This is a genomic window from Inquilinus limosus MP06 (assembly GCF_000767795.1).
GTDB classification, from domain to species: Bacteria; Pseudomonadota; Alphaproteobacteria; order DSM-16000; family Inquilinaceae; genus Inquilinus; species Inquilinus limosus_E.
The window spans coordinates 1-20,799 of sequence record NZ_JANX01000039.1; the positions used below are offsets into that span (position 1 = coordinate 1).

The following is a 20,799-nucleotide window of genomic DNA, read 5'->3' on the forward strand; positions in this document are numbered from 1 at the left end:
CGCGCAGCAGCTGCGCGGGCCGCACGACCGATGGCCGGTGCAGATCCGCATTCGTCAGGATCAGCTCCGCCCGCTCCGGCCTCGGTTCCGTCGCGGTGCGGAGCAGCGCCACGACCGAGGCACCCGGGGCGCTGACGCCGCGCAGGGCGGTGGGACCATCACCCCGTCGGCCCAGCGCCGCGATCGTGGCCGCGATCTCCGCGGTCAGGTCGAAGGGCGCCGCCTGCCGCGCCCAACGCAGCTCGTCCTCGGCCGTCCCGGCCGGGATCTCCCGCGCGGCGAACTCGAATCCCATCGGCAGAAGCAGCCCGTCGCCCACGGCCGCCGCGAGCCGCAGGGATCGCAGATAGGCACGGCGCAGCAGCGGCGTGTGTCGGATGCAGGCGGCCAGCCGGGGGCCATCGAGCGGTTCGGGACAGGTGATTGCCGGTAGCAGTTGGCGCGCCGGGTCGGGCGTGGAGCGCGACCATGCCTCCAGGTTGCCTGCGGTGGACAAGACGGCGTCGAAACCGCAATCCCGCAGCTGACCTTGATCCACTTCCCGACAGGATCTGGCGGCGAGCCACATGGGGCTGCCGTCGGCGCGCATCTGTGCGCCGATCTCCGACCACCGGCATGCCTCGACCGGGCTCGATATAGGGCAGATGATGCCGTCAACTCCTGCAGGCCATTGCGCCGCAACCGATGCCGCCAGAGAGCTCAAGGCCGCGTCGTCCGGTACCGTCTTCGAAGCCCGGGACCGCAGGCGACGCGGATCAGGTGGCTCGTCGTCACCCGATGCGCCCGCCACGGGATCCCGGGTGGCGAGAGACAGGTCCACGATCAGCCCGAGACCGCGGCGACGGCAGGCATCGGCGATCGATCCGGCTGCGGCACGGAGTTGGGAGAGGCTGGATCGGGCTGGCGCTGATGCCATGACCAGATGGTCGAATCCCATCTCGGCGATTCGAGGCAGAAGCTCGCTCAGGAAGCGGTCTGACAGTGGTGCCGCCTGCGCTGAGAGCCTGTACATCGCCCGCGGCTTCAAGGATGTGGGGAGCCGGTCTGCTCCCGGACGAATCCTCTGCATTCCGGTGGCGAGTCCGGCCATGGCACTCTCGCGTCAGATGCGGCGAAGTTGTTCGCTTCATGAACGGCACGGGTGAAGATGTGGTTCCTGTGTTGATCGTGGAGCGTAAGGCGTGGCCAGCCGAAGCGGCTGAATATTGGTGTGATGTATTCAGGGAGTATTTGGTGGCATGCCGTCTCAGCCTTTGAGAGGCGAGCGTGATGTGCGGCTTGGGGCAGGTCTCGTGAGTCAGGAGCGGCAAAATTCGGCGCTGGAAGCGCGGATTGACGACCAATGCCGGCATGTCCCGCGATGGCGCAAAGGGCCGACTGCGACGTCCGCCCGGTCCGGTATATGTCCGGTGCCTGCATCGTCGATGGGTCCAGATTGCAGCGGAGCGCCGGCTGGCGCCGCGTGGCTGCAGGCCCCGGGGTCGGTCCGATCCCGGCCTGAGGCGCCGATGCGACGCCTCGCCCGAAGCTGTCAGCCCGCGATCGGCAGGATCGGAACCGCAGTCTCCGACAGGCGTATCGGGCCGCAGGAGGCGCGCTCGATGATCCGGCTGGTGATCTGCACGCGCACGGGGATATCGGCCGGGATCCGTCCGTTGATCCGGTCGTCGAGCAGGCGCACGCAGGCGGCCCCCATCTGCTGGCCGAAGACCTTGACGGTCGTCAGCTGCGGCGAGATCTGAGTGGCGGCGGAATAGTCCCCGAAGCCGACCACCGAAGCGTTCTCCGGAATCCGATAGCCGAGCCGCAGGAGCTCGGAGACCACGGTCAGCGCCAGCCCGTCATGGGCGCAGAAGAAGGCGGTGGGGTGAAATCCCTCGGCATGCGCGGCGCGGAGATGCTCGGTGAAGCGTGAATCCGCCTGGAACCTCATCTCCCGGAATTCCACATCGGCCTGCTTCTCCAGCACTTCCCGCACGCCGTAGAAGCGTTCGACGCGGCCGCGGAAGCCGGGTGTCCCGTGCACGTAGACGATGCGGCGGTGGCCGAGGGCCAGGAGGTAGTTGGCGACGGCGGCCCCGGCCTCGTGGTCGGTGCCGCCGACATGGTCGGCCTGCTCGAGCGGCTCCAGCCAGCCCTGCCGGACGATCGGCCTGCCCAGCGTCCGGACCCGAGCAAAGGTCTCGCGGTCATGCGGCCCGACCAGGACCGCGCCGCTGCAGGATCGCACGATCGCCTGGATCTCCTCGGGCTCATGGGTCCAGCGCATGTTGAGGCGGTAGCCCAGCCTCTCGGCCTCGGACTGGGCTCCGTTCTGGATCAGCAGGTGAAGCTCGCTGTTGATCAGATCGGTGTCGTGGAAGATCACCCCGAGGGTCAGCAGCTCCGGCTCCGGGCTCGGGCGCGCGTAGCCCAGCTCGGCCGCCACCTCCCGGACGCGGCGGCGTGTCTCGTCGGAGACGCCGTCCTTGCCGGACAGGGAGCGCGACACCGCGAATTTCGACAGGCCCGTGCGTTGCGCGATCGTCGCCAGCGTGACCTTGGCCATTGCTGATCCTCTTTCCAGGCCCGATCCCTTCTAGCATCGGCCCATAACGGTTCAAAAAAGTTTTGTCCGAATGCGTATCGATGGTGCGGTATCGATAGAGCGGATCATTTTATGCGGCAGTGGTTCCGTTTCTTGGCGATGAAATTTCCCAATCATAACGCTTTACCTAACAAAATCGTCCATGCAAGCCTTCCATCACAACGGCCGATCATAACAGGCCGGACATTGGGGGGAGGAGACCCATGGTGAAGCTGAGCCGCAGGGCTTTCATCGCCGCCACATCCGCCACCGCCGCGTCGATCGCGCTGCCTGGGCTGGGCCGCGCCGCCGAGATCAAGGAATCAGCCTTCCTGAAGGACCGGGTGGCGGCCGGCACGCTGCCGCCCGTCGCGCAGCGTCTGCCGGCGAACCCGTTGGTGATCACGCCGCTGGAGCGCGCCGGCCAGCAGGGCGGCGACTGGAAGCACGCGCTGGTCGGCGGCGGATCGCTGTCGATGGTGGTGCGCTATCAGGGCTACGAGCCGCTGGTCCGCTTCAACCCAGACTGGTCGGGCTTGGTCGAGAACACGGCCGAGTCCTGGAGCGTCAATGCCGACGCCACCGAATACACCTTCCGCCTGCGCAAGGGCCACAGATGGTCGGACGGGCATCCCTTCACGACCGAGGATGTCCAGTTCTGGTATGACGCCTTCTTCACCGACACGGACACCAACACCGGCGGCAACAGCTGGTGGTACGCCGGCGGCAAGCCGGCCCGCATCGAGGTGATCGACGAGACGACGTTCAAGGTCGTCTTCCCGTCGCCCAACGGCTTCTTCGTGCAGAACCTCGCCTGGGCGCAGCAGGACCAGCTGACGCGCACGCCGAAGCACTATCTGCAGCAGTTCCACGCCCGCTACAACCCGGATGCCGACAAGCTCGCCAAGGAGAAGGGGCTGCAAAGCTGGATCGCGCTGTTCCAGCGCGAGATCGGCCTGTCCGACGACAACACCTTCTTCCAGAACCCGAGCCGGCCGACGCTCAACGCCTGGATGTTCACGGTCGCACCGGGACAGAGCACCGAGCAGGCGCTGGCGGTCCGCAACCCCTACTACTTCAAGGTCGATCCGGAGGGCACCCAGCTGCCCTATTTCGACCGCATCGTCTACCAGATGGTGGCCGATCCCGAAGTCCTGCTGCTGAAGGTGCTGCAGGGCGAGATCGACATGATGGACCAGTACATCGCCACGCCGGCGAACAAACCGGTGCTGTTCGACGGCCAGGAGAAGGGCGGCTACGGCTTCTATACGCTGAAGGAGACCGCCGCCAATGTGATGGTCTTCCAGCTTAACCTGAACCACACCGACCCGGTGAAGAACAAGCTGTTCAACACTCGGGAGTTCCGCCAGGCGCTCTCGCTCGCCGTCGACCGGCAGGCGCTGATCGACGCCGTGTTCGTCGGGCAGGGCCAGCCGGCGCAGGCGTCGATCCGGCCGGACGATCCGCTCTATGTCGAGCGGCTGGCCAAGGATTTCACGCAATACGATCCGGACGCCGCCAATGCGATGCTGGACAAGCTGATCCCGAACCGGGACGGCGACAATTACCGGACCGACGAGAGCGGCCGACGGGTGACGGTCATCTTCGAGATCGACCAGACCCGCACCACCTTCCTCGACATGTTCCAGCTGGTGGTTCCCATGTTCCAGGCCGTGGGCATCGACGCCCAGGTGCGCAGCATGGACCGCTCGCTGTGGGAGACGCGGGTGCGCCGCGGCCGTGACTTCGACGCGACGGCGCATCAGTTCGGAGCGAACAGCGGCATCGCCGCCATGCTCGATGCCCGCTACTTCGTGCCGTTCTCGACCAACTCGCTCTATGCCCCGGGCTGGTCCCTCTACTATCTCGACCCGAAGAACCCCGACGCGATCGAGCCGCCGGCGGAGATCAAGGCGCAGCAGGATCTCTACACGAGGCTGCTGGCCACCGGCGACCCCGAGCAGCAGAAGACGGTGATGAAGCAGATCCTCGAGAACGCCGCGGATCTGTTCATGACCTTCGGCGTCAGCCTGCCGCCGGACAGCTACGGCATCGTCAAGACCAACATGGTCAATGTCCCGAAGACCATGCCGAACTCCTTCGGCTGGCCGACCCCTGGCCCGGCGCGGCCGGAACAGTTCTTCAAGGCCTGAGCGGCGCCCTTCGTTGCAGCCGGCCCGGCCCGACGGGCCGGACCCTTCGACCGAGACACAGGAACCGAGACATGCCGGACACCGTTGCGCCATCGGCCGGGGGCCTGAGGACAGCCGACTGGTACAGATCGGCGACGCGCTGGACGCAGCTCACCCTCGCCGAGGACGACCCGATCCGCTTCGATCCGGAGTTCTGGATCGACCTGTTCCGGCGCAGCAAGTCGAACGCGACCTGCCTCAGCGCGGGCGGCTATATCGCCTACTATCCCTCCAAGGTGCCGTTCCACTATGTGAGCAAGCATCTGGGCGACACCGACCCCTTCGGCACGCTGGTGGAGGGTGCCCGGCGCCTCGGCATGCATGTCATGGCGCGGGTCGATCCGCATGCCATCCACCAGGACGCGGCCGACGCCCATCCGGAATGGATCGCCGTCGACCGGGACGGCAACCGGCGCCGGCACTGGGCCTATCCGAGCGTCTGGGTCACCTGCGCCTACAGCGACTACAATTTCGAGTTCATGCCGCAGGTGGTGCGCGAGATCACGCGCGACTACGACATCGACGCGATCTTCGCCAATCGCTGGCAGGGGCACGGCGTCTGCTATTGCGAGACCTGCCGGCGGAGCTTCCGCGACGCGTCGGGCCACGACCTGCCGCTCGACGCCGATCCCGAGGATCCGGCCTGGCTGGCCTGGACCGCCTGGCGGCGAACGGTGCTGAGCCGCCTCGTGGTCGAATGGGACGAGGCGATGAAGGCGATCAAGCCGAACACCAGCTTCATTCCGAACATGGGCGGCGTGTCGCTGATGGAGTTCGATCTCAAGCTGATCGAACGGCACTGCCCGTTCCTGGTCGTCGACGACCAGGGCCGGCGCGGGACCGAGCCGGTGTGGCTGTCGGGCCGCAACGGCAAGCGCATGCGGGCGACCTTCCGCGACCGGCCGGTGGTCCTGATCACCTCGATCGGGCCGGAGGAGAAGTACCGCTGGAAGGATGCGGTGACCACGGGCCCGGAGATCCGGTCCTGGATGCTCGACGGCGTGGTCCAGGGCATGCTGCCGTGGTTCACCAAGTTCAACGGCGTGGTGCCGGATCAGCGCTGGGTCGCGCCGGTCGTCGACAGCTTCGGCCTGCACGCGGCGCTGGAGCCGGCCTTCGCGGCGACGCGGCCGGCGGCGGAGATCGCCATCCTCGACCCGGCCACCACCCTGCGCCATCACGGGCCGGAGACGCGCCGGGAGGCGGAGGCCGACGATCTCGGCTTCTACCAGGCGCTGGTCGAGGAGAAGCTGCCCTTCGAGATGCTGTCCGACCAGGCGATGACGCCGGAGCGGCTGGACCGCTTCAAGGTCGTGATCCTGGCCAATGCGACCTGCCTGTCCGACGCGCAATGCGCCGCGCTGGAGGCCTATGTCGCCCGGGGCGGCAGCGTGGTCGCGGCCCATGAGACCTCGATGCGCGACGAGACCAACCGCCCGCGCGGGACCCTGGCGCTGGCCGGCCTGCTGGGCGTGACGGTGACCAGGCCGCCGCGGGCGGGTGTCCAGAACAGCTATGTGGCGCTGAACGGCCGCCATCCGATCGCGGAAGGCTATGACGGGGCGGCGCGCGTCATCGGCGGCACCCGTCTGATCGGCGTCGAGGCCGCGGCCGATGCCGAGGTGCCGTTCCTCTATGTCCCGGATTTCCCCGACCTGCCGATGGAGGAGGTCTATCCGCGCGAGGCGCCGCGGGGCGCCGCGGTGGTGGCGCGGCAGCATCCGGGCGGCGGGCGGACGGTCTACATCCCCTGGAACATCGGCGGCATCTTCTGGGAGGTGCTGGCCGCCGACCACCAGCGGCTGATCGCCAACGCCGTGCGCTGGGCGCTGGGCAAGCGGCCGGATGTCGAGGTGGCCGGCCGGTCGGTGCTGGATGTCGCCGTGCGCGAAAGCGAGGGCGGGCTGGTGGTCGCGCTGCAGAACCTGACCAACCCGATGATGATGAAGGGGCCGACGCGGGAGACCTATCCCGTGGGGCGGCAGGAGGTCTCGGTCGCCATTCCCGCCGGCCGCTCCTTCGCCGGGGCGCGGCTGCTCGTCGCCGGGGAGACGGCGGAGGCGAAGGTGGAGGCGGGCCGGGTGACCGTGACCGTGCCGGCGATCGACCTGGTCGAGGCCGTGCACATCACCTGGGCCTGAACAGGGAGGCGCGGGCGGCCATGCTGCGCTACGTCATCAAGCGCCTGATCTACATGGTCCCGACCCTGCTCGGCATGTCGATCATCGCGTTCCTGATCATCCAGTTGCCGCCGGGCGATTATCTCACCTCGATGATCGCCATGATGACGGATTCCGGCCAGAACGTGGATCCGGCGCAGGTGGCGCGGCTGAGGGAGATCTACGGCTTCGACGATCCCGTCTGGCTGCAGTACTGGAAGTGGATAAGCGGCATCCTGTTCCGCGGCGATTTCGGCTATTCCTTCGAATGGAACCGGCCGGTCGCTGACCTGATCTGGGAACGGATGGGCTCGACGCTGGCGATCTCCCTCGCCTCGCTGCTCTTCGTCTGGGCCATCTCGCTGCCGATCGGCATCTATTCGGCTATGCGCCGCCATTCGGTCGGCGATTACGGCTTCACCTTCCTCGGCTTCCTCGGTCTCGCCGTGCCGAACTTCATCCTGGCGCTGACGCTGATGTATCTCTCCTACAAATATTTCGGCCAGAGCGTCGGCGGGCTCTATTCCCCCGAATATGTCGACGCGCCATGGTCCTGGGCCAAGGTCGGCGACCTCCTCGCCCATCTCTGGATCCCGATCATCATCATCGGCACGCACGGCACCGCGGCGCTGATCCGGATCCTGCGCGCCAATCTCAGCGACGAGCTGAACAAGCCCTATGTGATCACCGCCAAGGCCAAGGGCCTGCCCGAACACCGGGCGGTGCTGCGCTATCCCGTGCGCATCGCCCTCAACCCCTTCGTCTCGGCCCTCGGCTGGGTGCTGCCGGACCTGATCTCGGGCGCCACGATCACGGCCATCGTGCTCAACCTGCCGACGGCCGGGCCGCTGCTGCTCCGCGCCCTGATCTCGCAGGACATGTACCTGGCCGGCAGCTTCATCCTGCTGATGGGCGTGCTGACGCTGATCGGGATGCTGGTCTCCGACATCCTCCTCGCGCTGCTCGACCCCCGGATCCGGTTCACCTGATGAGCGGGCACATCTTCATCGACGGGCCGGCGGAGACGGCACCCGCCGTCACCCTCCTGAAGCCCAAGGCCAACGGAGGAGAAATCGCCGCCGCCGGGCAATGGGCGCTGATCTGGCGGCGCTTCGCCCGCAACAAGGTGGCGGTCGCGTCGGGCGTCGTCATCCTGCTGTTCTATCTCATCGGCGCCTTCGCGGAGTTCCTGGCCCCGGCGCTGCCCGATGCCGCGCGGCCGCAATTCACCAATGCACCGCCGCAGAAGATCCGTTTCTTCGCGGCCGACCCCGACGGCGGCTCGCGCTTCCTGCCGCATGTCACCGGCTACTCCATGCAGGTGGACCAGGCGTCGCTGCGCCGCAGCTATGTCACGGACGAGGCCAAGGTCGTGCCGATCGGCTTCTTCGTGAAGGGCCCGGCCTACCGGCTGTGGGGCCTGATCCCGATGGACCGGCATCTCATCGGCCCGGTGCGGCCGGGCGACACCCTGTATCTGCTCGGCACCGACAAGCTCGGCCGCGACCTGCTGAGCCGGCTGATCTACGGCACCCGAATTTCGATGTCGATCGGGCTCATCGGCGTCTGCATCAGCCTGCTGCTCGGCGTCACGCTGGGCAGCCTCTCCGGCTTCTACGGCGGCGCGGTGGACATGGTGATCCAGCGCATCATCGAGGTGATCAGCTCGATGCCCACCATCCCGCTCTGGCTGGGGCTGGCGGCGGCGATCCCGCTCACCTGGTCGCCGCTCCAGGTCTATTTCGTGATCACGCTCATCGTCTCGCTGTTCGGCTGGACTGGGCTGGCGCGCGAGGTGCGCGGCCGGTTCTATGCCTTGCGGGGCGAGGACTTCGTGACCGCCGCCCGGCTGGACGGGTCGGGCGAGCGGCGGCTGATCTTCCGGCACATCCTGCCGTCGCTCACCAGCCACATCCTCGCGGTGGTGACGCTCGCGGTTCCAACTATGATCGTGGCCGAGACGGCGTTGTCCTTCCTCGGCATCGGGCTGAAGCCGCCCGTGGTCTCCTGGGGCGTGCTGCTGCAGGAGGCGCAGAATGTGCGCACCATCGCCGGCGCGCCGTGGCTCCTGGTCTGGCCGGCCGGCGCCGTGGTCCTGGCCGTGCTGGCCTTCAACTTCCTCGGCGACGGCCTGCGCGACGCCGCCGACCCCTACGATTCATGACGGGGGCGGCGATGGGACTGATGACGGCGGACCGGCCCGCCGCAGCCGCCGACAAGGCCGAGGTGGTGCTGCGGGTCGAAGGGCTCAGCCTCGACTTCAACCTGCGCACCCATATTCTCCACGCGGCGCGGGAGGTCAGCTTCGAGCTGAGGCGCGGCCGGACCCTCTGCCTCGTCGGCGAAAGCGGCTCGGGCAAGAGCGTGACCGCGCGGGCGCTGCTGCGCATCATCGACCGCAATGGGCGGATCGCCGGCGGCCGCATCCTGCTGCGGGGCAGGGGCGACGAGGTCGACATCGCGGGGCTCAAGGAACGCAGCCCGGAGCTGCTGAAGATCCGGGGTGGCCGGATCGGCCTGGTCTTCCAGGAGCCGATGAGCTCGCTGTCGCCGGTGCACACCATCGGCTCGCAGATCGTCGAGGCGCTGCGGCTGCACCGCCGGCTCGGCAAGAAGGCCGCGCGCGGGGCGGCCATCGACCTGCTGCGCCAGGTCGAGATCCCGCATCCCGACCGGATGGTCGATCGCTACACCTTCGAATTTTCCGGCGGCATGCGGCAGCGGGCGATGATCGCCATGGCGCTGGCCTGCGACCCCGACATCCTGATCGCCGATGAGCCGACGACCGCGCTCGACGTCACCACCCAGGCGGAGATCCTCGACCTGATCAAGCGGCTGCAGGACAGCCGCGGCATGGCCATGCTGCTGATCACCCACGACATGGGGCTGGTCGCCGAGATCGCCGATGAGGTCGCGGTGATGCATTACGGCCGCATCGTCGAGCGCGGCAGCGCCGACGCCATCTTCCACGACCCGCGGCATCCCTATACCCGCGCGCTGCTGAACGCGACGGTGAAGCTGGAGCAGAACCGGCGCGCGCTCACCCGGCCGGCGGCGGCCGAGCCGGACGAGGCGTCACCGGTGCTGTCGCTGCGCGGCGTGTCGAAGGTCTATGGTCGCGGCGACCACGCGATCCGGGCGGTCGACGATGTCAGCCTCGATCTTTTCCCTGGGGAGAATCTCGGCATCGTCGGCGAGAGCGGCTCGGGCAAGACCACGCTCGGCCGGCTGATCCTGCGGACGGTGGAGCCCAGCGCCGGCCGCATCACCTATGTCGACGGCGAAGGACGGCCGGTGGAGGTGACGGCGCTGGGCAAGCCGGGGCTCAAGGCGTTCCACCGCGATGTCCGGCTGGTGTTCCAGGACCCCTTCGCCTCGCTGAACCCGCGCATGACGGTCAAGCAGATCATCGGCGATCCGCTTTATGTCAGCGGGACGGCACGCGGCGCGGCGCTGACCAGGCGGGTCGCGGAGCTGATGGAGCTGGTCGGGCTCGACCCGCTCGCGATGGAGCGCTATCCGCACGCCTTCTCGGGCGGGCAGAGGCAGCGCATCGGCATCGCCCGCGCCCTTGCGCTCGACCCGCGCATCGTCATCGCCGACGAGGCGACGGCGGCGCTCGACGTCTCGATCCGCTCGCAGATCCTCGACCTGCTGCTCGACCTCCAGCGGCGGCTGCGCCTGAGCTTCGTCTTCATCTCGCACGACATTTCGGTGGTCCGCTATTTCTGCGACCGGGTCGCGGTCATGCATCGCGGCCGGCTGGTGGAGATGGGCCCGGCCGAGGAGATCTGCACCGCGCCGCGCGAGCCCTATACCCGCAGCCTGATCTCGGCCGTGCCGAACCCCGATCCCCGACGGAAGCGGATGATGCATCGCACCCGATTTGCCCCCGAGGAGGCACTGGCCCGCAAGACCAGCTAGCGCCCGAGGGATCATCACGCCGCCGGTTGACACGGGCGGGCGCAGGCCGCGCCCGCCGAAGGACGAGCATTGCGCGAAAGGAGCGCCCCATGGCCACGGACAAGGTCCCGCAGATCCCGTTCGGAGCGGTCTATTTCCGCAAGTCCAACCCGCCGCGCGAGGATTGGGCGCGGGACTACAGGACGGCGGCGGAGGACGGGCTCAACATCTTTCGCCACTGGTTCATGTGGAGCGTCATCGAACGCCGCCCCGGCGTCTACGACTGGGAGGATTACGACCGGCAGATGGACCTGGCGGCCGAGAACGGCCTCAAGACCATCATCGCCGAGCTGACCCACACGGTCCCCGACTGGGCCTATCGCAAATTCGCCCATGCCCGGCAGGTCCGGATGGACGGGCGTCCGCTGACCTCGAATATGGGCGTCAGCGCCGCCGTGGGTGGCTTCGCCAACAATGGCGGCGGGGCAGGGGCCCTCAGCATGAACTGCCCCGAGGTGAAGGAGGCGGCCGGTGCCTTCCTGACCACGCTCGCCACCCGCTACAAGGGGCATCCGGCGCTGCTCGGCTACGACGTCTGGAACGAGGTCAACTACGCCGCCGATGTCGATTATTCGAGCTACGCCAAGGCCGCCTTCCGCGACTGGCTGAAGCGGAAATACGGCGACCTCGAGACGTTGGCCCAGGCCTGGCACCGCTATTCCTATGCCGAGTGGGACGACATCGAGCCGCCGGCCGAGATCGCCGCCTATCCGCAGGGCCTCGACTGGATCGAGTTCCGGCGGGACAATTTCTACGGCCAGATGCAGTGGCGCATCGACACCATCCGCGCGGTGGACCGGGACTGCCTGATCGCGGCGCACGGCATCGCCGGCGCCATTCCGAACATGGCGGCCAATGGCTGCGACGACTGGCTGGCAGCCTCCAAGGTCGAGATCTACGGCATGACCTGGGTGCCGGCGCGCAAGGGCAACCAGCCCTGGCGCAATTTCTACGGCGCGGACCTCACCCGCGCCGCCGCCCGCGGCAAGCCGTTCTGGCACGCCGAGCGGCAGGGCGGCCCGCTGTGGCTGCAGCCGCAGGTGCTGGGCCGCGACAAGGAGGATGGCCGCGTCGCCGAGCCGGAGGACATCCGCGTCTGGACCATGACCTCCTTCGCCGCCGGCGCGACCGGTGTCCTCAACCTGCGCTGGCGGCCGCTGCTGGACGGCCCGCTGTTCGGCGCCTTCGGCTCCTACGCCATGGACGGCTCGCGCACACCGCGCTCGGAGATGGCGAGCGCCATCGCCAGATGGGCGAACGCGCCGGAGCAGAAGGATGTGTTCGCGGCGCGCCCGGTGAAGGGCGATGTCGGCCTGCTGGTCGTCCCGGAGGCGCAGGCCTGGGACCTGCTGCTCAACCACCGCCATTGCCCGGAGACCTATGCCGAGGCGATGTGGGGCGCCTATCGCGGCTTCTTCGACAACGGCATCCAGGCGGATTGGGTGCATGTCGACGACATCGACGCCCATGACACGATCTACGCGCCGTACCCGATCATGCTGACGGCGGCGCATGCCGAAAGGCTGGCCCGCTGGGTGGAGGCGGGCGGCACGCTGATCAGCGAGGCCTGCATCGGCTATTTCGGCGACCGCGGCAAGGTCGGCATCGTGCAGCCGAACCATGGGCTCGACCGGGTCTTCGGAGTGCGCGAGGACGAGGTCGAGTTCATGCCCGACATCGGCGACCGCATCCGCTTTGACTACGGTGGCCACACCGTGACGGGCGGCGGTTTCCTGCAAAGCTATACCGTTGCGGGCGGGGCCGAGCGCGGCCGCTTCGCCGACGGTCGGCTCGCGGTGGTCGAGAACACCCACGGCCGCGGCCGGACCCTGCTGGTCGGCACCCATCCGGGAGTCGGCTATTTCAGAGCCTCCGGTGAGGCGAACCGGAGCTATTTTCGCGAGGTCTTCGCCTGGACCGGCCGGGAGCAGCATGTCCGGCTCTCGAACGGCGCAATGCAGGCCAGGCTGCATGACGGCGAAGGCGGCAAGGTGCTCTGGGTGGTGAACCCGACGCGCGAGACCCAGCGCTCGACCGTCACACTCGCGGGCCGGTACGGGACGCTCCGTTTCGGCCGGACGCATTGGGCGGCCGAAGGCGCCCGGGCCAAGGATGATGACGTGGTGCTGCCGCCGCGGGACGTTCTGGTGGTCCGGCTCGCCTAGGCCGTGAACCCCTCCAGACCGGGATCGGGTGGATAGCGGCCTGTCCGTTTCTTGCGATCGGAAGGGACAGGCCGCGCTCGGACGGCGCCAATTCAGCGGCAGGAACAGCTCCGCGACCGCCTCATGCTGCGGCACCTCCGGGAAGAAGCTCGGCCGCTGGCAGCGGATCCGGAAGTCGCGGGCGTCCTTGCCGATGGCCGGAAGCCAGTCGCGATAGAGGTCGAGCGCGGCGGACTCCAGATTGTCGGTGGCGCCACGCGACGCGCAGCACCGCGCAGCGCCCGCCAGGGATCTGGCCGGCCCTTGTGGCTCTGTCACGGGTCCCCGAACGCGGTCAGTGGACCGTCACGGGGACGACCGGCGTGGGTTAATGTGTTTCCAAGCGAGAAAAGACGGATCGAAAGCATGGCCGTCGGAGATCATGCTTTTCATCGACCTAAAAATATGCCTCACTTTCCCAAACAGCGGGCAGGGGAGGCATCATGGCGCGGCCGCACGGGCACGGACGGGTGCTGACATCCAGCGATTTCGGGGCGACGACGGTCTATGCCTGCGGCCTCGACCAGCGCTTCTGCTACTGCGCCTATGTGCCGGAGGATTACGATGAGGACGGCACCGATCGCTGGCCGCTGGCAGTGGTCGTGCACGGCACCGAGCGCGGCATGCAGCGATACCGGGACGGCTTCGCCGATTTCGCCGAGCGGCACGGGGTGATCGTGCTGGCGCCGCTGTTCCCGGTCGGCATCACCGAGCCGAACGACCTGTCCAGCTACAAGCTGCTGCGCGCCGGCGACCTGCATTACGACGCCGTGCTGCTGGCGATGATCGCCGAGACCCAGGCCCGCTACCGGATCGAGGGCGACCGGGTGCTGATGTACGGCTTCTCCGGCGGCGGCCATTTCACCCACCGCTTCCTCTATCTGCATCCGGAACGGCTGCTCGGCGCCTCGATCGGCGCGCCCGGCGTCGTCACCCTGCTCGACGCCGAGCACGATTTCTGGGTCGGGGTGCGCAACTTCGAGGCGGTGTTCGGCAAGGCGCTCGATCTCGACGCCATCCGCCGGGTGCCGGTGCATATGGTGATCGGCGGCGACGACACCGAGACCTGGGAGATCACGATCAAGCCGGGCGACGCCTGGTGGATGCCGGGCGCCGACCTGGCCGGCCGCAACAGGCTGGACCGCATGCGGTCGCTGCGCCGCAGCCTGGAAGCGAACGGCGTGGCGGTGCAGCAGGACACCATCCCCGGCATCGGCCATGACGACCGCGAGCTGCTGGGCGCGGTGAAGAGCTTCTTCGGGGAGGTGCTGGCGCGGCGACGCGCGGTCTGACATTCGGACAAGCAACGACAAACAGGGGGCCGTGATGAAGGCGATGTTCGGCGGGCTCGCGCTCGCCCTGGTCCTGGCTGCCGGCGCCGCAGCGGCGCAGGACGCGCCGCGCGACGGCGGCACCATCACCGTGGCGCTGACCGCGGACATCCGCAGCACCGATCCCGGCATCAACCGCGACAGCAACACCGACACGGTGCTGCAGCATGTCGTCGAATCCCTGGTCGGCTACCGCGCCGACCTGACCGTCGGCCCGTCCCTGGCGGAATCCTGGACCGTCACGGATGGCGGCCGCACCTACGACTTCAAGCTTCGCCCCGGCGCTGTGTTCCACAACGGCAAGCCGGTGACCTCGGCCGAGGTGAAGTGGAGCTGGGAGCATCGCTGGGCCGACCCGGCCTGGCTGTGCCGCCCGCTGTTCGACGGCACCACCGGGCTGAAGGTCGATGCGGTGGAGACGCCGGACCCGCAGACCGTGCGGTTCCGCCTGGCCGCGCCGAACGCGCTGTTCCTGGCCCAGCTGGCGCAGTTCCAGTGCTTCGCCGGCGGGGTCATCAGCCCCGACAGCCTGAACCCGGACGGCAGCTGGAACGCGCCGATCGGGACCGGCCCCTACAAGCTGAAATCCTGGAAGCGGGGCGAGGCGGTGGTGCTGGAGCGCTTCGCCGGCTACAGGCCGCTGTCGGAACCGGCCAGCGGCTATGCCGGCGCCCGCATCGCCCATGCCGACACCATCCGCTTCCAGATCGTGCCCGACCCGTCGACGGCGGAGGCGGCGCTGGCTGCCGGCCAGATCGACCTGCTGCCCAGCCTCGCGCCGGCGCAGATCGACCAGATCAAGGCGGCCGGCGCCACGGTCGAGACCGCGCCTGGCCTGGGCTGGTCGACACTGCTGATCCAGACCCGCGACCCGCTGCTGTCCGACCCGCGGATGCGGCTGGCGATCGCCCATGCCATCGACATCCGCCAGGTCGCCCAGGCCCGTGCCGGCGGGCTGGCGGACGCCAACCCCTCGGCGGTACCCAGGGCCAGTGCCTTCTTCGACGACGGCTTCCTCGACTGGCCGGGCTACGACCCGGCCAAGGCGCAGGCGCTGCTGCAGGAGGCCGGCTACAAGGGCCAGCCGATCACCATCCAGACCAACAAGCGCTATGACGGCATGTATGACAGCGCCGTCGTGGTCCAGGCGATGCTGGCCGCGGTCGGCATCGATGCCCGGCTCGAGGTGCTGGACTGGGCGACCCAGCTCGACAGCTACATGGCCGGCCGGTTCCAGCTGCAATCCTTCGGCTTTTCCGCCCGGCTCGACCCGTCGCTGATGTACACGGCGGTGATCGGCAGCAAGGCCGGGCGCCCGACGGCGCAATGGGACGACCCGCAGGCGGCGGAGCTGCTGGCCAAGTCCGTGCAGACCGACGACCCGGCGGCCCGCAGGGCGATCCTGCACCAGATGCACGCACTGATGGCGCGGCAGGTGCCGATCATCGGCCTGTACTACGACATCGTCGCCGACGCCGTAGGGCCGAAGCTCAAGGGCTACCGGCCCTGGCCGGGCGGCAAGCCGATCCTGTGGGGCGCCTGGAAGGCGGACTAGGCGCGGGGCCGCACCAGCGACCCGGCCGGGTCTCCCGGAGACGATCGCGTCGACGCGGAGCGGCATGGGGCCGCGGAGAAAGCGGGTCGGTCGCCGGACGCAGAGGCGGCCGGCGGCGCTTCCGCTCCGTTCCCGACGCTCCGGAAGGGCCTGTCGGCGTGACGGGCCCCGGCGTCGGCCGATGCGTCACAGCCTCTTCAACCTCACTCGATTCACATGGAGGCGGGTGGAATTGTCGTGAGGCAATATTGAACAAGATCAGATTGTCTAATGATATGCGCAATCTGAAAATGTATAAAATAAAATCTGTTGATTCTGAATCAACCCTGCAGGAAATAAAGCTCCCGAGCAGGGGCGGATGGATCCTCCTGAGTCCAAGTTCGGGATGGACTCCGGGGATTTGAGATGAGTGGCGTGATTTCTGGAAATATAGGCTAGAAGTCCTAGGATTTCACGGCTGATTGATCTGACAATCGTGATGGCAATTACTGTTGAGGCGCAGCGGCCGGCCGGCAGTCGCTGCAGCGAAGCCGGCACCGCCGGCAGGCCGGACCGGCGCGGCCCCGACAGCCGGAAGGCATCGGCCGACCATCTTCTCGGAGGCATTCCGGAGAGCGCGGGGCCGCGGCTGACGACATCGCGCGGGGCGGTCGTCCACGCGATCCGTCCGCCGGGACCGCAGCGGCTCCTGGCTGATCACCACCTCGCCGGCGTCCTGCTGTCCCCGGCACGGGTCAGGGTGTCCCTCGGCGGCCAGCCGCCACAGGATCTCGACGTGTCTCCCGGCGCGCTCATCGTCCAGCCGGCCGATGTGGAGGGCCGCTACGCCTGGGCGTCACGGCGCGAGAGCATAGTCGTCGCCTGGACGCGGGAGACCCTGCGCGAACTGGCGGACCGCGAGTTCGGGGCGCGGCGGGCCGAGCTCCGGCCGCCGCCGCTCGGGACCGTCGACCCGCAGGCGCTTCGGACCGCACTTCTCCTGAAGGCCGAGCTGGTGCAGAGGGAGGTTCCGAACCGCCTGTATGTGGAATCCCTGATCACGTTGCACGGGATCCAGCTTCTTCGTCAGTATTCGGACATCAGCCAGGCTGAGGCTTCCGTCAAAGGCGGGCTGCCCGCGCAAAGTGTGCGCCGCGTGCGGGAATACCTGGACGCCAGCTTCACGACGAAACTGTCCCTGACGGAGCTGGCCTCGGTCGCCGGCCTGTCGACTCGGCATTTCCTGCAGGCGTTCACCCGGACCTTCGGCGACCCGCCGCACCGCTACGTCATCGGGCTGCGCCTGTCCTTCGCCGAAAAGCTCCTCAGGACCGGCGATCTCGCGATTGCGGAGATCGCCTATCTCTGCGGCTTCTCGAGCCAGAGCCACCTGACCACGAGCATGAGGAAGCACCGGCAGATCACGCCGCTGCAGATCCGGCGCGACCGGTAGCCGGCCGGGCCGCGGCGGGGCGGCCCGGACACGATGACAATGGCCGGCGTCATCGGAGCGCCGGATCGTCCAAAACTTGAGCCATCCATATCAAGGCAGGATTCGGCGCAAGTTTTTCCGATAAAACTGCATAAAATATTAGGTTTCAAAAAATTCACGAGCTTTTTGGCAATCGTTTGCCATTTTGTGAAAAAATCGGACATTTGTGGAATACCAGTTTGTGCCACCTATGGAAATCCTGCCTTAGGAATAAACGGTCGGGCTTTTTGCTCCGGCTCGCGACGGTCCCGCCGGGCCGGAGCCGGGACGTGCTGCGTTAGCCCAGAAAGAAGTTGATATATCAATGAGATAGATGATTCGTCTTCGCCGCGCTCGGCGGGCTTGGCGCGGGGGAGAAGATCAGGGCCAGAACCGCCGTGGCGAGCGTTCCAGGGCATCGCTGACGAAACCGTCCTCTCCGCTTCGGACTTACGATGAACTATTTCGTGAAACCATCCGGGGCTGCCGCCGGCATGCCCGGATCGATCCGGACGCGAAACCCTGCACCGCTGCCCCGCCTCGGCGCCGACCGGTCGGGGGCCGTGCCGCTGATGACCTTGGTTCCACGAAGCATGGGCTCGCGGCTCGCGACGCCCCATGGCGGGGCGATCCACGCGATCCATCCGCCGGGGCTGCAGGCGGCCGACACCAAGCACCATATCGCCGAAGTCCTGCTGTCCCCGGTCCACCGGGCCACGGCATCCCGCAGGGGCGAGGCGGAGCAGGAGTTCGATGCGGCGTCCGGAACCCTGCTGATCAGCCCGGTGCGGGCGGACAGCCGGGTGTCGTGGCCGTCGGTTCGGGAAAGCGTGATCGTCGCCCTGACCGAGGATGCGATGCGGACGCTGGCGACGCATGAGTTCGACACCGCCGGCGTCGAGCTGCGCCCGCCGCCCTTCGGGACCGTCGATTCCTGGGCGCTGCGCATCGGCCAACTGCTGAAGGCGGAGCTGGCGCAGCGGGAGGTGCCGAACGAGCTCTATGTGGATTCCCTGATCACGCTGTTCGGCGTCCACATCCTCCGCCACTACTCGAATGTGCGGAAACCGCCGCTGGTCATCCGCGGCGGGCTGGCCGCCAGCATCGCGCGGCGCCTGCAGGACTACATCGAGAACAACCTGTCGCGCAGCCTGCCGGTGGCGGAGCTGGCGGGCATCGCGGGCCTGTCGGTCCGGCATTTCATCCAGGCCTTCACCCGGTCCTTCGGGGAGCCGCCGCACCGCTACGTCGTCGACCAGCGGCTGGACTTCGCCGAGAAGCTGCTGACCAGGGGCGAGCTGACCATCGCCGAGGTCGCCTATCAGAGCGGCTTCTCGAGCCAGAGCCATCTGACGACGACAATGAAGAAGCACCGGCAGAAGACACCGCTGCAGGTGCGGCGGGAACGATAACACCAGGGTGTGCCGGCGCCCCGGGCCCTGCCAGCGACAGCATTCGTCAGTATTAGCGAAAAATAGAGGAATCTCCTGTCTTCCCGCCGCGTGCGTTTTTTCATGAAGCGACCGCGCATTCCTGAAGAAACCGGAGATTCATGGAATACAGCCGCGGCGATGCCGTGAGTTTCTGGCAGGCAGATTGCGTTATTCGGTTTTATTGCCGGCGGAGCCGAAAACGGCCGCGGCTGCAGAGGGGGTCACATAAGTGAGCAGCGCCTGGAATCCCAACGCCTCCACCACTCGTCGGCCCTCCGCCCGTTTCGCGGGGAACTGGGTTCCGGGCGCGGGTGACAGCCGTTCCCTCCGCCGCCGGCTGATGGCGGCGCTGCGCAACGCCCACCGCATCCTCGGCATGAAGCGCGACCGGCTGGGCCTGGGCGCGCTGGGCGCCGGCGGGTCGGTCGCCGCGCTGCTGGTCGCGCTGGGGGTGATGGCCCCGCAGGCGGCCGTCGCGCAGGCCATCTTCGGCCCCGGCAGCAGCGGCAGCGGCGGCAACCCGACCGCCATCGGCAACGGCGCCACGGCGACCGGCAACAACGCCACGGCACTGGGCACCGCCACCAGCGCGACCGGCGATGGTTCGATCTCGATCGGCTATGCGAATGGGTCCAACGGCCTGAACGCGATCGCGATCGGCGTCTTCTCGAATGCGACCGGCGTCAACGCCCTGGCCGTAGGCGGAAACGCCCGCGCCCTCGTGGACGGGGCATCGGCCTTCGGCGTCAACTCCACCGCCAACTCCGGTGGTTCGCTCGCCCTCGGCAACACCTCTTCCGCCCTCGCGGGGAATGCGACGGCGATCGGCATCAGCTCGAAGGCCAGCGGCGGCAATTCGATCGCCGCGGGCGCCAGCGCCACGGCGAGCGGCGCGAGCTCATCGGCCTTCGGCCCGGGCGCGCTCGCCAGCGCCATCCAGTCGACGGCGCTGGGATATGCGGCGCAATCGACCGCCGAGAATTCCGTCGCGGTCGGGTCTTCCTCCATCGCCAGCGGCCTCGGCTCGGTGGCGATGGGCCTGTCGGCCAATTCGAGCAACAACAGCTCGATTGCGATCGGCTGGCAGTCGATCTCTTCCGCCGTGAACTCGATCTATCTCGGCGCGCGCACCGTCGCGGGGACGGGCGCCACCGCGGAGAGCGCCATCGGCATCGGCACCGATGTGACGGCCTCCGCAGAGGACGCACTCGCCATGGGCCGCGTCTCGAAGGCGACTGGTGTTCGTGCCATCGCGATCGGGACGATCGCCGACGCCGCGGGCCAGGGCGCCGTCGCGGTCGGCCCCACCGCCAACGCGGCCGGCAACTTCTCGCTGGCCACGGGCAACGGGGCCGTGTCGAGCGGGGTCGGCTCGGTGGCGTCGGGGTCGGGGGCCCAGGGCACGGGCGTTTCCTCCACAGCGGTCGGCAACAACGCTGCTGCGCTCGCCGACAACGCAACCGCGTCGGGGGCAGGCGCCGTGGCGGGCGGTCTGAACGCCGCGGCCGTGGGCGCTTTCACCAATGCGGCCGGGGCGAATGCGTCGGCCTTCGGCAACCAGGCCAAGGCCAGCGGCACCAATGCCCTGGCGGCCGGCTACACGACCCAGGCGTCGGGCAACAACTCGGCCGCCGTCGGCGTCAGCTCCACGGCCTCGGCCGATGGCGCGATGGTGCTCGGCAACAACTCCACCGCCTCGGCCGTCAATTCCGTCGTGGTGGGCACCAGCGGCACCGCCAGCGGCCTCAACGCCATCGCGATCGGCACCCAGGCCAATGCCTCGGCAGGCGCGGCCACCGCGATCGGTGGGCTGTCCGCGGCCTCCGGCATCGGCTCACTGGCGATCGGCGATGTCGCGACGGCGTCGGGCGCGCGCTCGACGGCGCTCGGCGCGTCCTCCAAGGCCCTCGCCGACTCGACGGTGGCGCTGGGCGACACCAACACGG

The 20,799-nt window shown here is 68.2% G+C and carries 12 protein-coding genes and 1 pseudogene; 11 read left to right on the forward strand and 2 right to left on the reverse strand.

Annotated features, from left to right (window positions below; genetic code table 11):
• Both P409_RS37785 and P409_RS05600 read right to left on the reverse strand, forming a co-directional pair.
• Positions 1-1,090, reverse strand: a 1,090-nt coding sequence (locus tag P409_RS37785; protein ID WP_202964568.1) for a hypothetical protein, incomplete at its 3' end; no start/stop codon positions are given.
• A 441-nt stretch (positions 1,091-1,531) separates the two neighbouring features.
• The gene (locus P409_RS05600) at positions 1,532-2,548 is read right to left on the reverse strand and encodes a LacI family DNA-binding transcriptional regulator (protein WP_034832760.1); all 1,017 of its coding nucleotides are present in this window, start codon (positions 2,546-2,548) and stop codon (positions 1,532-1,534) included.
• A 242-nt stretch (positions 2,549-2,790) separates the two neighbouring features.
• On the opposite strand from P409_RS05600, the gene P409_RS05605 reads away from it, so the two are divergent.
• The 11 genes and pseudogenes from P409_RS05605 to P409_RS41170 form a co-directional block, all read left to right on the forward strand.
• Positions 2,791-4,719: an ABC transporter substrate-binding protein gene (locus P409_RS05605; protein WP_034832762.1), complete on the forward strand. Its 1,929-nt coding sequence runs from the start codon at positions 2,791-2,793 to the stop codon at positions 4,717-4,719.
• Positions 4,720-4,790: 71 nt separating this feature from the next.
• Positions 4,791-6,899: an alpha-amylase family protein gene (locus P409_RS05610; RefSeq protein ID WP_034832764.1), complete on the forward strand. Its 2,109-nt coding sequence runs from the start codon at positions 4,791-4,793 to the stop codon at positions 6,897-6,899.
• Positions 6,900-6,919: 20 nt separating this feature from the next.
• Entirely contained in the window at positions 6,920-7,906 is a 987-nt protein-coding gene (locus P409_RS05615; RefSeq protein WP_034832767.1) for an ABC transporter permease, read from the forward strand.
• Positions 7,906-9,081, forward strand: coding sequence for an ABC transporter permease (locus P409_RS05620; RefSeq protein WP_052120073.1), 1,176 nt, complete (start codon positions 7,906-7,908; stop codon positions 9,079-9,081). The genes P409_RS05615 and P409_RS05620 overlap by 1 nt, the downstream gene beginning before the upstream one ends.
• Before the next feature lie 20 nt (positions 9,082-9,101).
• Complete coding sequence (locus P409_RS05625) at positions 9,102-10,841, forward strand: dipeptide ABC transporter ATP-binding protein (RefSeq protein WP_052120074.1); 1,740 nt, start codon at positions 9,102-9,104, stop codon at positions 10,839-10,841.
• An 89-nt stretch (positions 10,842-10,930) separates the two neighbouring features.
• Positions 10,931-13,045: a beta-galactosidase gene (locus tag P409_RS05630; RefSeq protein WP_034832770.1), complete on the forward strand. Its 2,115-nt coding sequence runs from the start codon at positions 10,931-10,933 to the stop codon at positions 13,043-13,045.
• A gap of 482 nt (positions 13,046-13,527) precedes the next feature.
• The gene (locus P409_RS05635) at positions 13,528-14,376 is read left to right on the forward strand and encodes a hydrolase (RefSeq protein ID WP_034832773.1); all 849 of its coding nucleotides are present in this window, start codon (positions 13,528-13,530) and stop codon (positions 14,374-14,376) included.
• Positions 14,377-14,410: 34 nt separating this feature from the next.
• Positions 14,411-15,970 (forward strand): ABC transporter substrate-binding protein, encoded by a 1,560-nt coding sequence (locus P409_RS05640; RefSeq protein WP_034832775.1) that lies wholly within the window; start codon positions 14,411-14,413, stop codon positions 15,968-15,970.
• Between the two features lie 478 nt (positions 15,971-16,448).
• Positions 16,449-17,402: a helix-turn-helix domain-containing protein gene (locus tag P409_RS05645; RefSeq protein WP_081991297.1), complete on the forward strand. Its 954-nt coding sequence runs from the start codon at positions 16,449-16,451 to the stop codon at positions 17,400-17,402.
• Between the two features lie 611 nt (positions 17,403-18,013).
• A complete protein-coding gene (locus P409_RS05650) occupies positions 18,014-18,832 on the forward strand; it encodes an AraC family transcriptional regulator (protein WP_081991298.1) in 819 nt (272 codons plus the stop codon).
• 361 nt (positions 18,833-19,193) lie between these two features.
• Positions 19,194-20,799 (forward strand): annotated as a pseudogene (locus P409_RS41170) (hypothetical protein); the annotation flags it as partial.

What these genes read in the sequence shown, in the direction of transcription:
- P409_RS05600 (WP_034832760.1), bottom strand. Translation starts at nt 2,548, where the DNA reads ATGGCCAAGGTCACGCTGGCGACGATCGCGCAACGCACGGGCCTGTCG.
- P409_RS05605 (WP_034832762.1), top strand. Translation starts at nt 2,791, where the DNA reads ATGGTGAAGCTGAGCCGCAGGGCTTTCATCGCCGCCACATCCGCCACC.
- P409_RS05610 (WP_034832764.1), top strand. Translation starts at nt 4,791, where the DNA reads ATGCCGGACACCGTTGCGCCATCGGCCGGGGGCCTGAGGACAGCCGAC.
- P409_RS05615 (WP_034832767.1), top strand. Translation starts at nt 6,920, where the DNA reads ATGCTGCGCTACGTCATCAAGCGCCTGATCTACATGGTCCCGACCCTG.
- P409_RS05620 (WP_052120073.1), top strand. Translation starts at nt 7,906, where the DNA reads ATGAGCGGGCACATCTTCATCGACGGGCCGGCGGAGACGGCACCCGCC.
- P409_RS05625 (WP_052120074.1), top strand. Translation starts at nt 9,102, where the DNA reads ATGACGGCGGACCGGCCCGCCGCAGCCGCCGACAAGGCCGAGGTGGTG.
- P409_RS05630 (WP_034832770.1), top strand. Translation starts at nt 10,931, where the DNA reads ATGGCCACGGACAAGGTCCCGCAGATCCCGTTCGGAGCGGTCTATTTC.
- P409_RS05635 (WP_034832773.1), top strand. Translation starts at nt 13,528, where the DNA reads ATGGCGCGGCCGCACGGGCACGGACGGGTGCTGACATCCAGCGATTTC.
- P409_RS05640 (WP_034832775.1), top strand. Translation starts at nt 14,411, where the DNA reads ATGAAGGCGATGTTCGGCGGGCTCGCGCTCGCCCTGGTCCTGGCTGCC.
- P409_RS05645 (WP_081991297.1), top strand. Translation starts at nt 16,449, where the DNA reads ATGGCAATTACTGTTGAGGCGCAGCGGCCGGCCGGCAGTCGCTGCAGC.
- P409_RS05650 (WP_081991298.1), top strand. Translation starts at nt 18,014, where the DNA reads ATGGGCTCGCGGCTCGCGACGCCCCATGGCGGGGCGATCCACGCGATC.